This window comes from Streptomyces sp. AcH 505 (assembly GCF_000818175.1).
Taxonomy (GTDB): Bacteria; Actinomycetota; Actinomycetes; order Streptomycetales; family Streptomycetaceae; genus Streptomyces.
Genome location: NZ_JTIY01000001.1, coordinates 2,229,608 through 2,244,686, shown reverse-complemented (window position 1 = coordinate 2,244,686; position 15,079 = coordinate 2,229,608). Strand labels below are relative to the sequence as shown.

Genomic DNA, 15,079 nt, shown 5'->3' with positions numbered 1-15,079 from the left:
GCGGGTGTCGTCGACGCGGTACGGCGGCTGGCGGCCGGCCGGACGGTGCTGCTGGTCGTCCACCGGCCGGCGCTGCTGGCGGTCGCCGACCGGGTGGTGACGCTGGCGGCGCCGCCCGTGGACGTACCGTCGCGCCCGGCGTCGGTGGCGGCTTCGCAGGCTTCGGCGCGGTCCGAGGCTTCAGGCACCGACACCGACACCGGCACGGCTCCCGGCTCGGTTTCCGTTTCTGCTCCTCCTTCTGCTTCTGCTCCTGATTCCGATGCCGCGTCGCGCGGGGCGCTTGCGCCCCTGGCGCGGGTTCGGGCGGCGGCCGGAGCGCTGCGCGGCCGGTTCGCCCTGGCGCTGCTGCTGGGCAGCCTGGCGCTCGGCTCCGCCGTCGGCCTCATGGCCGTCTCCGGATGGCTCATATCCCGCGCCTCGCAGGAACCACCCGTCCTGTACCTGATGGTGGCGGTGACGGCGACCCGCGCCTTCGGCATGGGGCGCGCCGTCTTCCGCTACGCGGAGCGTGTCGTGTCGCACGACGCGGTGCTCAGGATGCTCGCCGACCTCCGGGTCTCCGTCTACCGGCGGCTGGAGCACATCGCTCCGGCAGGGCTGCGCGCGACGAGGCGCGGTGATCTGCTGTCCCGGCTGGTCGCCGATGTGGACGCCCTCCAGGACTACTGGCTGCGCTGGCTGCTGCCCGCGGGGACGGCCGTGGTCGTGTCGGCCGCGACCGTCGGCTTCACCGGCTGGCTGCTGCCCGAGGCGGGTGCCGTCCTGGCCGTGGGACTGCTCGTCGCAGGCGTCGGCGTACCGCTGGTGAGCGGCGCCTGTGCCCGTGGCGCCGAGCGGCGACTCGCCCCGGCACGCGGCGCGCTGGCGACCGATGTCGCCGATCTGCTGAGGGGAACCGCCGAACTGACCGTCGCCGGCGCGCTCAAGCGCCGACTGCGCGGGGCCCGGGAGAGCGACGCCACGCTGACGGCGATCACCCGGCGGGGCGCGAGCGCCGCAGCGCTCGGCGGCGGGCTCTCCGCGCTGGCGTGCGGACTGACCGTCGTCGCCGCCGCGGTCGTCGGGGTGCAGGCGGTACGCGAAGGGCGCCTGGCCGGCGTCCAGCTCGCCGTTGTCGTCCTCACCCCGCTGGCCGCGTTCGAGGCCGTCACCGGACTGCCGCTGGCCGTCCAGTACCGCCGGCGGGCCCGGCGCAGCGCCGAGCGGGTGTACGAGGTGCTGGACGCGCCCGTCCCCGTACAGGAGCCGGAGCACCCGGCCCCTGCGCCCGCCACACCGTTCCCGCTGGAGGTACGCGGGCTGGCGGCGCGGTACGCGGGTCAGGAGCGCGACGCGCTCAGCGGCTTCGACCTGACCCTGACCCCCGGCAAGCGGGTGGCCGTCGTCGGCCCTTCGGGCTCGGGTAAGACCACCCTCGCCCAGGTGCTGCTCCGGTTCCTCGACGCAGGGGAGGGCGGCTACCGGCTCGGCGGTACGGACGCCGCCACGCTCGACGGTGACGCGGTGCGCCGCTTCGTCGGCCTGTGCGCCCAGGACGCGCATCTCTTCGACAGCTCAGTGCGCGAGAACCTCAGGCTCGCCCGTACGACGGCGACCGAGGACGACCTGCGCGACGCGCTGCGCCGGGCCCGGCTGCTGGAGTGGGTCGACGCCCTGCCGTACGGCCTGGACACCCTCGTGGGCGAGCACGGCGCGCGGCTCTCCGGAGGCCAGCGCCAGCGCCTGGCGCTGGCCCGCGCGCTGCTCGCCGACTTTCCCGTACTGCTGCTGGACGAGCCCGCCGAGCATCTGGACCTGGCGACGGCCGACGCGCTGACCGCCGATCTGCTGGCGGCGACCGAGGGCCGGACGACGCTGCTCATCACCCACCGGCTGCGCGGTCTCGACAGCGTCGACGAGGTGATCGTCCTCGACGGGGGCAGGACCGTACAGCGTGGTCCCTACGAGGAGCTGGCCCTCGTCGAAGGACCGCTGCGACGGCTGCTGGCGCGCGAGCGTGCGGGAGACCTGGTGGGAGGCACGGTGGGAGACCTGGCGGGGGATCCGGTCGACATCCGACTTTCCCCAGCAAATAACACTTACTAGTCTCGACTGTATGAATCAGTCCGAATCGGCAGTCCCGGATCCGGACCGGAACCCGGACCTGGACCCGGCCGACGCCGCAGCCAACGCGGCCCGGGACCTCCAGGGCCTGTCGACCGAGGTGACCGCGCGGGTGCCGCGGCTGCTGGAGGCCATGCGCTCCATCGGTATGGGGCTGGAACTGCGGTCCACCCTCGACCGGATCTGTGAGACGGCGGCCGAGCTGGGCGACGCCCGCTACGCGGCGATCGGTGTCGTGGACGAGACGGGCGACGGGCTCGAAGAGTTCGTGACGTACGGCGTGGACGACGACGTGGCCGAGGTGATCGGCCGGCGCCCCGACGGGCACCGCGGGCTGCTCGGGGCGCTGATCCGCGATCCGTCACCGCTCAGGCTCGCCGATCTGACGGCCGACGACCGCTTCGCCGGCTTCCCGCCGGGGCATCCGCCGATGCGCACCTTCCTCGGCGTCCCCGTCCGCGTCCAGGGCCGGATCTTCGGCAATCTCTGTCTCGCCGAGAAGCACGACGGCGAGGAGTTCAACGAGCACGATCTGCACATGCTGCGCGTCCTCGCCACCGAGGCGGGCATCGCCATCGGCAACGCCCGGCTGTACGAGGCGGCGCGGCAGCGCGAGCGGTGGATCGACGGCTCGGTCGCCGTCACCACGGCGCTGCTCTCCGGTGGTGAGGCGACCGACGCGCTGTCCGTGGTCGCCGAACAGGCCCGCAGGCTCGCCGACGCGGCCGCCGGTGTCGTCCTGCTGCCGACCGCCGAGGGCGGTCTGCAGATCGCCGCCATCAGCACCGACCTGCCGACCCCCGCCGAGCTGGGCGACATCGTCCCGCCGGAGAGCTTCGTCGTCGCGGCCATGATGAACGGCGAGTCCTTGTTCCTCGACGACGCCGCCGCCGATCCGCGGATGGTCACCAAGTACTCCGAGCCGTTCGGGCCGATGATGATCCTGCCGCTGCAGAGCGGCGGCCGGGTGCTCGGCTCGCTCATCACCCCCCGGGGGCGGGAGGCGCGCCGGTTCAGCGAGACCGAACGCATCCTCGCGACGCAGTTCGCCTCGCAGGCCGCCGTCGCGCTGATGATGGCCGAGGCGCAGCGCGACCGGGAGCGGCTGGCCGTCCTGGAGGACCGCGACCGGATCGCCCGTGATCTGCACGATCTCGTCATCCAGCGGCTGTTCGCCACCGGCATGATGCTGGAGAGCGCCCAGCGCGGCACGGTCACACCCGCCGTCCACCAGGGGATCGGCAAGGCGGTGGACGAGCTGGACGTGACCATCCAGGAGATCCGGACGGCCATCTTCGCCTTGCAGCAGGGGCCGGCCGAGGCGCCGGCCGGGCTGCGTACCCGGGTCCTGCGGGAGATCAAGATGGCGGCGGTGCCGCTGGGCTTCACCCCCGTCCACCGTTTCGTCGGCCCGGTCGACGCCACTGTCGGTGAGCTGTCGGGGAAGAACCTGATCGCGGCGCTGCGCGAGGCGCTGTCCAACGCCTTCAGGCACGCGCACGCCAGCCGGATCGAGGTGACGGTCGACGCGACGGCGCGGCTGCCCGACGGCGCGCCGGCGGTCCGGCTTTCGGTCGCCGACGACGGGGTGGGCATCCCGGAGGGCGGCCGGCGCAGCGGGCTGCGCAATCTGGCGCGCAGGGCCGAGGCGCTGGGCGGATCGAGCGCGGGCGCGCCGGGCATCGGCGCCGAAGGGGCGGGTACGACGGTGGTCTGGGAGGCACCGTTGCAGGTGGCGGCCGAGTTGTGAGAGTGGCGGGCTGACCGGGCGGCGCCGGTCGGTTGTCCGCCCGGCCGTCAGAGGCGGGCGAGGATCCGCTCGATGACGACCGCGACCCCGTCCTCGTTGTTGGTGGCGGTACGGCCGGAAGCGGCGGCCAGGACGTCGGGATGCGCGTTGCCCATCGCGAACGACGTACCGGCCCAGGTCAGCATCTCCAGGTCGTTGGGCATGTCGCCGAAGGCGACGACCTCGTCCGACGAGATACCGCGCTCGGCGCAGCAGAGGGCGAGGGTGCTCGCCTTGCTCACCCCGAGATCGCTGATCTCCAGCAGCGCGCTGGGGCTGGAGCGGGTGAAGGAGGCGCGGTCGCCGGCGGCTGTACGGGCCAGCGTGAGGAAGCCGTCGGGAGTGAGCGTGGGGTGGTAGGCGAGCAGCTTGACGACGGGTGCGCAGGAACCTTTCTCCTCCTCGTGCAGCAGCTTCTCGGCGGCAGCGACAGTGGCGCCGGGGTCCTGGTGGAAGGGCGGGTACTCGGGCTCGTAGTGGATGCCGGTCGTCAGTTCCACGGCGAAGGATGTGCCGGGAGCGGCGTCGCGCAGGATCCGTACGACGTCGAGCGCGGTCGGGCGCGGCAGCGGCCGGACCTCGACCGGTTCGCCGCCCGCGTGCAGGTCGGCGACGACGGCGCCGTTCGCGCAGATCGCGAGGCCGTGGCCGTGCACATGCGCGCTGACGACGTCCATCCAGCGGGCGGGCCGGCCGGTGACGAAGAAGACCTCGATACCGGCCTTCTCGGCGGCGGCCAGGGCGTCGACCGTACGGGCGGAGACGGTCTTGTCGTCGCGGAGCAGGGTGCCGTCCAGATCCGTGGCGATCAGCCGGGGGCGGGCGGGGAGCGGGGAGTCGTCAGCGGAGGTCACATCCCCATTCTCACGTACGGAGCCGCACGGGCGTGCGCAGGGGCGCACATCTGAGAGCGCGCGCCGTGGGGGCGTGGGGGACGCGCGCGGCCCGGCCGCTTTCGCGCGGTCGTCTCGTTGCTGTCCCGTCGCCGTCGCACCCTGGTCGCACCGTCGTCGCGCCCGAAAAATTTCCGGCCGGAATGTCAGTCCCGGGCCTTACGCTGTGTCTCACTTCACGATCGGTGAGGGGGGAACCTCGCGGTCGTCAATTCCGTATGCGAGCACGCGAGGTGCTGCCCCATGACGTCTTCCACCAGGGCCGGGACCACTGATCCCGCCGTCAACACCTTCCAGGTCGATCTGCGCGGGCTCGTGGATCTGCTCTCCCACCATCTCTACTCCAGCCCGCGTGTCTACGTCCGCGAACTCCTGCAGAACGCGGTCGACGCGGTCACGGCCCGCCGTGCCCACGACCCGGCGGCCGTCATCCGGATCCGGCTGTCGACGGCCGGCGGCCAGGTGTCCATCGAGGACACCGGCATCGGTCTGACGGCCGACGAGGTGCACACCCTGCTCGCCACGATCGGCCGCAGTTCCAAGCGCGGCGACGCGCAGGGCCTGGAGAACGCGCGCAGGGAATTCCTCGGCCAGTTCGGTATCGGCCTGCTCGCCTGCTTCGTCGTCGCCCGGCAGATCCGGGTCGTCACGCGCTCCGCCCGCACCCCCGAAGCCCCGCCCGTGGAGTGGCTGGCCACCGACGACGGCTCGTACACCGTGCGGACCCTGCCCGACGAGGCCAGGCCGGAGCCGGGCACCACGGTCTTCCTCGAACCGAGGCCGGGCGCCGAGGAGTGGACCGAGCCCGTCCGCGTGGAGGAGCTCGCCCGCGACTTCGGCTCCCTCCTGCCGTACGACATCACGTTCAGCACAGGTGACGGCATCGAGCGCGCCCTCACCGACCGGCCCGCCGTCTGGGACCGCGAACACCCCACCCCCGGCGCGCGGCGCGTCGCGCTCGCCGGGCACTGCGCCCGGGTCTTCGGCTTCACACCGCTCGACACCATCGACCTGGACCTGCCGGTGGCCGGGGTGCGCGGCGTCGCGTACGTCCTGCCCGAGCCGACCAGCCCCGCGCACCGCGCCGGGCACCGCGTCTACCTCAAGGGCATGCTGCTCACCGACCACGCGGACAACCTCCTCCCCGACTGGGCGTTCTTCGTGCGCGCCGTCCTCGACACGGACACCCTGCGCCCCACGGCCTCCCGCGAGAATCTGTACGACGACGAGACGCTCGCCGCCGTACGCGACGCGCTCGGCGCCCGCGTGCGCGACTGGCTCACCGAGCTCGCCGCGGGCGAACCCGAGCGGCTCGCCGCCTTCCTGAGCGTGCATCACCTCGGGGTGAAGTCCCTCGCCCGGCACGACGCGGAGCTGCTCGACCTGATGCTGCCCTGGCTGCCGTTCGAGACCAGTGACGGACAGGTCAGCCTCGAAGAGTTCGCAGCCGCCCATGACGACATCCACTTCACCCGCACCGTCGAGGAGTTCCGGCAGATCGCGCCGATAGCCGCAGCGCACGGCCTGGGCGTGATCAACGCCGGGTACACGTACGACGCCGATCTGCTGGCCCTGCTGCCGGCCGTCCGGCCCGGTATCAAGGTCACCGAGCTGGACGCCGGTGCTGTCACCGACCGGCTCGACCCGGTGGACACCGGCGCCGAACTGGCCCTGGCGGGCTTCCTCGCCACCGCGCGGACCCGCCTCGACGCGCTCGGTTGCGATGTCGCGCTGCGCGCCTTCCAGCCCGTCTCCGTACCCGCGCTCTTCCTCGACGACCGGCAGGCCAGGCACGAACGGGACAGGGCGACCGCGCAGGACGGCGCCGACTCGCTGTGGAGCGACATCCTCGGCTCGCTGCGCGGCTCGGCGCCGCGCGCCCGGCTCGTCCTCAACCACAACAACCCGCTGATCCGCCGGATATCGGCGCTCCCCGACGCCGAGCTGACCGGCACGGCCGTCGAGTCGCTGTACGGCCAGGCGCTGCTGATGTCCCAGCGACCGCTGCGCCCCGCCGACACGACCCTGCTCAACCGCGCGTTCCTCGGACTCCTGGAATGGGCGACCCACTCCGCAGCGCAGCAGGCCGACCCGGAGGATGACCAGAAGTGACGACGCTGACACCCGCCGAGATCCAGCGGGGCCTCTTCGAGAACGACAACGCGCCCAACGGCGCCGCACGCAACGCCCGCGCCGAGGAACTGTCCGCCGCAGCCGAGCGGACCGGTGACCGCGCGCTGCTGCGCAGGTCCCTCAGCTCCCTCATCGACGCGTACGAGTACAGCTCGGAGCGTACGAAGATGCTGGTGCCCTTCGCGCGGCTCCTCCAGGAGTACGACACCGACGCGGCGGCCTTCGACGGCTACGAGACGCACCGGCTGTTCTGGCACTTCAAGTGGGTGACCAGCAACGTCGTGTCGTCCCCCGACATCCCGCTGGACGTGGTCGAGCGCTGGCTCGCCGACATGGAACGCCGCTACCGGGTCGCCGGATTCAGCGCACGGGCCGTGCGCAAGGCCGAGTTCTACCTGGCCGACACGGTCGGCGACGCGGCGCGGGCCGACCGCGCCATCGCTGGCTGGGCCGACACCGAGCGCGACCGGATGAGCGACTGTCTGGCCTGCGAGATCAACACCCAGGGCGGCTACTGGTCCCGCAAGGGCGAGGACGCCAAGGCGATCGAGGTCTGGCAGCCGGTGTTGTCCGGCAACGACACCTGCCTGGAGGAGCCCCACCGGGTGCTGGCCCACTCGCTGCTGCCGCTGATGCGCCTCGGCCGGCCCGCAGACGCCCGCTCCCACCATCTGCGGGGCTACCGGATGGCCCGGGGCAACGAATCGCTGCTGCGTGAGATCGGTGAGCACATCGAGTTCTGCGCGCTGACCGGCAACGAGTCCCGGGGTCTGGAGATCCTTTCCGAGCACACCGCGCACCTCGGCCCGCTCACCGACCTTGAATCGCAGCTGGAGTTCAACGGCGGAATCCTCGTCCTGCTGCGCCGCCTCACCGACCTCGGCCACGGCGACCGGCCGGCCGTGCCCTACCGGGGCACCGCCCGTACGGTGAGCGAGCTGTACGACCAGCTGTACGCGGACGCCACGGCGATCGTCGACCGGTTCGACGCCCGTAACGGCACGGCGCATATGTCGAGCAGGCTCACCGAGCGCCTGGCCCGGCAGCCGCTGGTCGACTTCCTGCCGCTGGGGGTGCGCAGCCCGGTGCTGGCCGCACCCGCCCGTACCGCCGCCGAAGCCGGCCGGGGCCCCGACACCCCGACCGGGGCGGATACCGATACGGACGACATCGCCGAACTCGCCGCCCGCGCCCGGTCCTTGCGGGAGCAGGGCCATCCCGGCGCGGACTCCCAGTGGGAGCGGGTCGCCGCCCGGCTGGAAGCAGCGGGCCAGACCCCCGATCCGCTGCTCGCCGCCGATCTGCTGGAGCACCGCGCGCTGCGCGCCGCCCGCGCCGGGGCGCAGGACGCCCGCGAGCTGTTCGCCGAGAGCCTGGCCGCACACCGGGCGATCGGGCAGGACGGCCGCGCCGCCCTCGCCGAGCTGCGGCTCGCCACGGCCGCGGCGCAGTCCGGCGCCGAGGCCGCCGAGATACGGGAGCTGCTGGCGACGGCGCTCGGCTCGGCCGAGGCCCTGGCCGACACCGACCCGAGCCGGGCACGCCGGGTGGCGGCGGCCGAGATCAACGGCATCCGTATAGAGGCGTTCCTCCGGGCCGGGGAAGCGGACCATGACCACGACGGCGTGGACGGCCGACTGGAGCGGGAGCTGACCGCGTTCGTCGCGGCCAGGGAGTCGGCCGAGGGGCTGGGACACCTCGTCGCCGAGGCCGAATTGATGCTGGCCGAGTTCGCGCTGCGGAGCGGGGACGAGGAGCGCGCGGAGTCGCTGTTCGGCTCGGCGGCCGAGCGGAACATCGCGGCGGGCCAGCCCGGGGAGGCGGCGCAGCCGCTCGCCCGGCGTGCGGGGCTGCTGTTCGCCCGCGGCGGCGTTGAGGAGGCCGAGGCCGCAGCCCGCGCTGCCGTCGAGCAGAGCACGGAGCTGACCGACCCGGAGGAGCAGGCGATCGTCCGGCTCACGCTCGCCGACATCCTGGTGCGCCGGGGCGGCCGACAGGCGGAGGCGGCCGATCACGCGCTGGACGCGGCGCACTGGTTCGACCAGGCGGGCCTCGGCGCCGCCGGCGGGGCCCAGGCCCGGCTGGTGCTGGCCAAGGCGTACGCGGCGGCTGAACGTACGGCCGAGGCGGCGGAAGTCCTCCAGTCCGCGCTGCCGGACCTGCTGGGCCACGGCGAGTACCGCGGGGTCCACGCTCGCGAGACGCTGGGCGACCTGCTGGGACAGCTGCGGGACGCACGCGGCGCGGCGGAGCAGTACCTCCTCGCCGCCGACACCGCCAAGGGCTGGGACGACCCGGCCCCGCAGGCCCACTTCGCCCAGCTCGCGGCCGAGTCACTGTCGAGGGCGGGCCTGCCGGACGAGGCACGGTCGGCGTACCGCAGAGCCCTGCAGCTGTGGCGCGAGTCGGGCGACAACCCCGTGGCCGAGGTACGGATCCTGCGCTCACTCGCCTGGCTGGCCGGATACCGGAACGAGGAGGACTTCGACGCCGCACGCGACCTGATGCACCAGGCCCTGGCCGTACTGGACGGCGCGGACGACGACCAGTCGCGCTACGAACGCGGCCAGACCTGGCACCAACTCGCCAACCTGACCATGTCCCGGCTCCCGGACGACGAGTACGACGATTTCGACGACGACGACGATGACGACGACGAGCAGGACAAGCCGGAACCGGCCCCGGACGCGGTGGACGAGAAGGCCGTACGGCTGGAGGCGATACGCCTCTGGGAACAGGCCGCCGACGCCTACGCGACGCTGGGCCTCGACGCTCTGGAAGAGCGAGCGAGATGCCTGACGGGCGCCGCCTGGTCCGAACACGCCATGGGCCGGGCCGACGAAGCCACCGCGCGCCTCACCACCCTGGCCGCCGAACTCCGCACTCAGGACGACACCCGGGCCCGCCGAACGGTCTCGCAACTGGAAGACACCCTGCGCCACCTGGCCTGACACCCGACTGCGTGGTGCCCCGTGGTGCCCCGTGGTGCCCCCGCCCCGGGGCACCACGGAGCCCGGGTCAGCCGAGCTGCGCGACGGCCTCGTTGGCGATCTCCTCGAAGACAGCCTGGTCTGCGGCGAAGTCGGAGTCGGGGATCGGCCAGTGGACCGCGATCTCGGTGATCCCGAGATCGCGGTGGTGCCCGGCGAAGTCCACGAAGGCGTCGACCGAATCCAGCGGCCGGTTGCGGTCCGGCGTGAAACCGTGGAGCAGGATCTTGTCCAGCTCGGCGGGGTCACGTCCGATCTCCGCGCACGCGGAACCGAGCCGGTCGATCTGGTCGCGCAGCGCGGCCCGCGACTGCTCGGGCGTGCCCTCCTCGAAGAGCTTCGGGTCGCCCGTGGTGACCCATCCCTGCCCGTACCGCGCGGCCAGCTTGAGCCCGCGCGGGCCGGTCGCCGCGACGGCGAAGGGGAGCCGGGGCCGCTGCACACAGCCGGGGATGTTCCGCGCCTCGACCGCCGAGTAGAAGTCCCCCTCCTGCGTCACCGCGCCCTCGGTGAGCAGCCGGTCGAGCAGCGGCACGAACTCGCCCAAGCGGTCGGCCCGTTCGCGCGGCGTCCACGGCTCCTGACCCAGCGCCGTCGCGTCGAAGCCGTTGCCGCCCGCGCCGATGCCGAGGGTGATCCGGCCGCCCGCGATGTCGTCGAGCGACATCAGCTCCTTGGCGAGCGTCACGGGGTGACGGAAGTTCGGTGACGTGACGAGAGTGCCCAGCCGGAGGTGGTCGGTCGCTGTGGCGGCGGCGGTGAGCGTGGGCAGGGCCCCGAACCACGGGCCGTCACGGAAGGTGCGCCAGGAGAGGTGGTCGTAGGTGTACGCCGTGTGGAAACCGAGTTCCTCGGCGCGCTGCCACTTCGCCCGGCCTCCCTCGTGCCAGCGGTCGACGGGGAGGATCACGGTGCTCAGACGCAGACTCATGATCCGACCCTACGTCCCGTCTCCCCCCGCACCGACCAGGCCGTACGCGCCCCGGCCGGTTGAGGGTCAGGCCGTCGGGAAGCGCAGGTAGCGCTGCGGTACGGCGTCGGTGAGCCAGACGCCGTTCGCGCTCACGTGGAAGGTGTGGCCGTCGGTGTGCATCGTGCCCGCGTCCACCGACAGGACGACGGGGCGGCCTCGGCGGGCGCCTACGCGGGTTGCTGTCTCGCGGTCGGCGGAGAGGTGGACGTGGTGGCGGTTCATCCGGCGCAGGCCTTCGGCGCGGATCGCGGCCAGGGCGTGCGGGGCCGTGCCGTGGTAGAGGTACGGCGGTGGTTCGACCGGGGGGAGGTCCAGGTCGACGGTCACCGAGTGGCCCTGGCTGGCGCGAATCCGCTCGCCCTCGACGGTGAAGCGCTGTTTGTCGTTGACGGCGACCACATGGTCGAGTTCGGCACGGGTGATCGGGAAGTTGTGTGCGGCCGTCGCGCGGATCAGGTCGTCGACCGCCACCCAGCCGTGGGCGTCGAGGGTGAGGCCGATCCGTTCGGGCCGGTGGCGCAGGTGTTTCGAGAGGTACTTCGACACCTTCACGGTGCGCTGTTCGTCGGGTTTTCCTGTCATCCGTTCAGCGTGCCGGTGAACCTGGTGCTTCGCCAGCCGATTTCAAGTGTTCATGATCCACAAGTTTGATCCACAGCCAACTTGGTTTATCCACAGGCTATGTGATGCTGCTGTGGATAACTGCCTTATGATTTAGTCAATTTGATCAATATGTCTCGTTTGTCAGTCTGTTGAGGTCAGCGCATCCAACGCCCTGGCCTGGACTTCCCGTTCCGTGGCCGCGGCGACGAACGCCGCCACGTTCTCCAGGCCAACCAGCGCCTCGACGGCCCGGATTGTCCCGGCCGGCACCGCCACCGAGCGTTCCTCGACGTCCGTCGGCAGGGGGAGCCCGGCCGACAGGTGCTGTTCCAGCTGGCGGGTGGCGAACAGGCGCATCGCGCGGGCCAGTTCGGCGTCGACCGACTGCTGGGCGAGCGGGCGGAGCCGGCGTACCAGCGCTGCGGCCTCGGCCGCTTCCGCGTCCGTCGGCGGGCGGTGGCCGAGGTAGCGGGCGAAGACATGCTCGCCGGTGAACTCCAGGAACCGGGCGGCGATATGTTCGACCTGGCCGCGAAGTTCCCGCAGATGGCCGGAGATCGCGGCCAGTGGGACGCCCGCCGCGTACAACTCCACCGCCACGGTCAGCTCCTGGGGGCTCGGCACCACGAAGGTGTCGTCACGGCCCGGGACACGTTCCAGCACGCCCAGCTCCAGCGCCTCTTCGACCGCCGCGTCGTCGCGCATCGCGCCGAACCGCTCGTCCAGCTCCGTACGGGAGATCCGGGCGGCCTCCTCGTCGGTCCACGGTCCGTGCACCTCGGCGACCAGGCCGAGCACCCCGCCGAGGCCGCGTCCCGCGTCCCACGCCTCCAGCAACTCCTTGATGGACGCCAGACTGTAGCCGCGCTCCAGCAGGTCGGCGATCTGCCGGAGCCTGGCCAGATGGGTCTCGCCGTACACATTGGCCCGGCCGCGCCGCTCGGGCGTCGGCAGCAGGCCGCGGTCCTGGTACGCGCGGATCGTCCGGACGGTGGCACCGCTCGCCTGGGCCAGCGCCTCGATCCGGTACTCGGCGCCGCTCACCGCTCCCCCTCCCGGGCCGCACGCGCGGCGGGCGAAGCCGCGAGATAGCCGACGGCCCTGCTCAGCGAAGCCTCCTGGGAGGGGTGGTACGAGCGGCGGAAGTAGCGGGGCAGGGCTGCTCCCAGCTCGCCCCAGGCCGGCAACAGACCTTTGGCCACAGCCGCGTTGTGGGCCCGGCGTGAGTAGCGCAGCGAGCCGGCGAGCCGCGGGTCGTGCCGGATCAGGTAGCGGGTCCCCCAGACCCACATCCACAGCAGCACGGGCGCCGTGACACACATCGTCCCCACCCTGCGGACGTAGCGCAGCGGCTCGCCGCCCCCGCAGTGCTGGTACATGTCGAAGGCGACCGCGCGGTGTTCGACCTCCTCGGCGCCGTGCCAGCGCAGCAGGTCGAGCATGACCGGATCCGCCGCCGCGCTGTCCAGCGCTTCGGCGCGCAGCACCCAGTCGCCCAGGACGGCGGTGAACTGCTCGATCGCCGCGACGAACGCCAGCCGGTAGAGCAGCCACCTGCCGGCGGGCAACGGGATCCGCCACGGCGGCCGGTCGCCGAGCAGGTGCTCGAAGATGAAGTCGACACGGCGGGTGAACTCCGCCGTGTCCAGCCGCTGCTCCGCCAGATGGTCCAGCACATACGCGTGCTGCACGCTGTGGGTGGCCTCCTGGCCCATGAATCCCTTGACGTCCTTGGCCAGTTCGGGATCGGTGACCAGCGGCAGGGCTTCCTTGAACACCTTGACGAACCAGCGTTCGCCCGCCGGCAGCAGCAGATGCAGCACATTGATGACATGCGTGGCGGTGGGCTCGTCCGGTATCCAGTGCAGCGGTGTCGCATGCCAGTCGAACGAGACCCGGCGCGGCACGATCGGACGGCGTTCCTCTCCGGTCGCTGCGGCGTCCCCGCCCTCGGCGACATCCTTGCTCTCGGCGGCTCCCTCGCTCACAGCGGGGGCTCCACCCTGGCTATCGCCCGCAGTGCGCCGGGCGAGATCCGCGACAGCAGCCGGGCGACCCGGGCCTCCGGTGTCACGGGGACCACCGCCTGGTTGTGCACGACAGCGCGCAGCACGGCGTCGGCGACCTTCTCCGGCGGGTAGTTGCGCAGCCCGTAGAGCCGGGACGTCTTCTTCCTGCGCCGCTCCTGCTCCTGCTCCGAGACACCGGTGAAGCGGGCCGTGGCCGTGATGTTCGTGTTGACGAAGCCCGGACAGACGGCGGACACCCCGACGCCCCGCCCGGCCAGTTCGGCCCGCAGGCATTCGCTGAGCATCAGCACCGCCGCCTTCGACGTGCTGTACGCGGGCAGCGCACGTGACGGCTGATACGCGGCGGCCGAGGCGGTGTTGACGATATGGCCGCCCTGCCCGCGCTCGGCCATCTGCCTGCCGAAGAGCCGGCAGCCGTGGATGACCCCCCACAGATTGACGTCCAGGACCTTCCGCCAGTCGTCGGCCGTGGTGTCGAGGAACGAGCCGGAGAGCCCGATCCCCGCGTTGTTGACGAGGACATCGACGATTCCGTAGTCGGCGGCGACCTTGGCCGCCAGCTTCTCCATCGCCTGCTCGTCACCGACGTCGGCCTGTTCGCTCCATGCTTCGGGGGAGCCGATCAGCCGCGCCAGCTCCGCCGTCCTGGCCGCGCCCTCGCCGTTCACGTCGACCGCGATCACCCGGGCACCGGACTCGGCGAACCCCAGCGCCGTGGCCCGGCCGATCCCGCTGGCGGCGCCCGTGACCAGGACGAGCTGCCCGCCGAACCGCTCCGCGTACCGCCCGCTCGCCGGCGTGACAGCCGCGGCGCCGCCGCCCGGTCCGCTCCCGGCGCCGTCCTCCGCGTACCGGTCGGCGAAGTCGGCTATCCAGATGGCGAGTTGATCGGGGCGGGTACGCGGCACCCAGTGCTTGACCGGGACCGTACGACGCGTGAGCCGCGGCGCCCACTCGGCGAGGTCGTCGTAGAGCCGCTCCGACAGGAAGGCGTCCTCCGTCGGCACGATCAGCTGGACCGGCGCGTGCGCGTACGCGTCCGTACGGGGCCTGCGCAGCCGGGCGCGCACATTGTCCCGGTAGAGCCACGCGCCGTGCGCCGCGTCCTCGGGCAGCGACGCCGTCGGATAGGCGGCGCCGGGGCCGTCCGGCACCTTCTCCACCTTGCGGAGTATCGCGGGCCACCGTCTGCCCAGCGGTCCGCGCCAGGCCAGCTCGGGCAGCCGGGGCGTGTGCAGCAGGTAGATGTACCAGGACTTGGCGCCCTGACCGACCAACTGCCCGACCGCGCGCGGTGTCGGCCGCGCGGCCCGCTTCTTGATCCAGAGCCCCAGGTGGTCGAGGGAGGGCCCCGAAAGTGACGTGAACGAGGCGATCCTGCCTTCCGTCCGCGCGACCGTGACGAACTCCCACGCCTGCACCGAACCCCAGTCGTGGCCGACCAGATGCACCGGCCGGTCCGGGCTCACCGCCTCGGCCACCGCCAGGAAGTCGTCCGTCAGCTTCTCCAGCGTGAAGCCGCCGCGCAGCGGCTCGGGCGCCGTCGAGCCGCCGTGGCCCCG

10 protein-coding genes are annotated in these 15,079 nt (G+C 72.5%); 4 read left to right on the top strand and 6 right to left on the bottom strand.

Annotated elements, in window-relative coordinates:
• Both cydC and HY68_RS10365 read left to right on the top strand, forming a co-directional pair.
• Positions 1 to 2,088 (top strand): thiol reductant ABC exporter subunit CydC (gene cydC / locus HY68_RS10370; RefSeq protein ID WP_041987269.1); only part of this gene is annotated, 2,088 nt, incomplete at its 5' end.
• A 10-nt stretch (positions 2,089 to 2,098) separates the two neighbouring features.
• Positions 2,099 to 3,856 (top strand): GAF domain-containing protein, encoded by a 1,758-nt coding sequence (locus HY68_RS10365; protein ID WP_041987267.1) that lies wholly within the window; start codon positions 2,099 to 2,101, stop codon positions 3,854 to 3,856.
• 47 nt (positions 3,857 to 3,903) lie between these two features.
• Here HY68_RS10365 and HY68_RS10360 read toward each other — a convergent pair whose 3' ends face one another.
• Positions 3,904 to 4,749, bottom strand: a complete 846-nt coding sequence (locus HY68_RS10360; protein WP_041987266.1) for a Cof-type HAD-IIB family hydrolase — start codon at positions 4,747 to 4,749, stop codon at positions 3,904 to 3,906.
• A gap of 282 nt (positions 4,750 to 5,031) precedes the next feature.
• On the opposite strand from HY68_RS10360, the gene HY68_RS10355 reads away from it, so the two are divergent.
• Positions 5,032 to 6,900, top strand: coding sequence for an HSP90 family protein (locus HY68_RS10355; RefSeq protein ID WP_041987265.1), 1,869 nt, complete (start codon positions 5,032 to 5,034; stop codon positions 6,898 to 6,900).
• Positions 6,897 to 9,872, top strand: a complete 2,976-nt coding sequence (locus HY68_RS10350) for a tetratricopeptide repeat protein (protein ID WP_052457059.1) — start codon at positions 6,897 to 6,899, stop codon at positions 9,870 to 9,872. The genes HY68_RS10355 and HY68_RS10350 overlap by 4 nt, the downstream gene beginning before the upstream one ends.
• A 67-nt stretch (positions 9,873 to 9,939) precedes the next feature.
• Here the strand turns inward: HY68_RS10350 and HY68_RS10345 are convergent, their stop codons facing one another.
• From HY68_RS10345 to HY68_RS10325, 5 genes are all read right to left on the bottom strand, one after another.
• Entirely contained in the window at positions 9,940 to 10,842 is a 903-nt protein-coding gene (locus HY68_RS10345) for an LLM class flavin-dependent oxidoreductase (RefSeq protein WP_041987264.1), read from the bottom strand.
• 66 nt (positions 10,843 to 10,908) lie between these two features.
• On the bottom strand, positions 10,909 to 11,466 hold the full coding sequence (locus HY68_RS10340) for an RNA 2'-phosphotransferase (protein WP_041987262.1): 558 nt from the start codon (positions 11,464 to 11,466) through the stop codon (positions 10,909 to 10,911).
• 162 nt (positions 11,467 to 11,628) lie between these two features.
• Complete coding sequence (locus HY68_RS10335; RefSeq protein ID WP_041987260.1) at positions 11,629 to 12,531, bottom strand: MerR family transcriptional regulator; 903 nt, start codon at positions 12,529 to 12,531, stop codon at positions 11,629 to 11,631.
• On the bottom strand, positions 12,528 to 13,397 hold the full coding sequence (locus HY68_RS10330; protein ID WP_041995620.1) for a metal-dependent hydrolase: 870 nt from the start codon (positions 13,395 to 13,397) through the stop codon (positions 12,528 to 12,530). Before HY68_RS10330 ends, HY68_RS10335 begins: the two co-directional genes overlap by 4 nt.
• A gap of 74 nt (positions 13,398 to 13,471) precedes the next feature.
• On the bottom strand, positions 13,472 to 15,079 hold a 1,608-nt coding region (locus tag HY68_RS10325), incomplete at its 5' end, for an SDR family oxidoreductase (RefSeq protein ID WP_041987258.1).

Bases quoted from the DNA above. Each gene is read 5' to 3' on its own strand.
- HY68_RS10355 (WP_041987265.1), top strand. From the start codon at position 5,032: ATGACGTCTTCCACCAGGGCCGGGACCACTGATCCCGCCGTCAACACC.
- HY68_RS10345 (WP_041987264.1), bottom strand. From the start codon at position 10,842: ATGAGTCTGCGTCTGAGCACCGTGATCCTCCCCGTCGACCGCTGGCAC.
- HY68_RS10365 (WP_041987267.1), top strand. From the start codon at position 2,099: ATGAATCAGTCCGAATCGGCAGTCCCGGATCCGGACCGGAACCCGGAC.
- HY68_RS10340 (WP_041987262.1), bottom strand. From the start codon at position 11,466: ATGACAGGAAAACCCGACGAACAGCGCACCGTGAAGGTGTCGAAGTAC.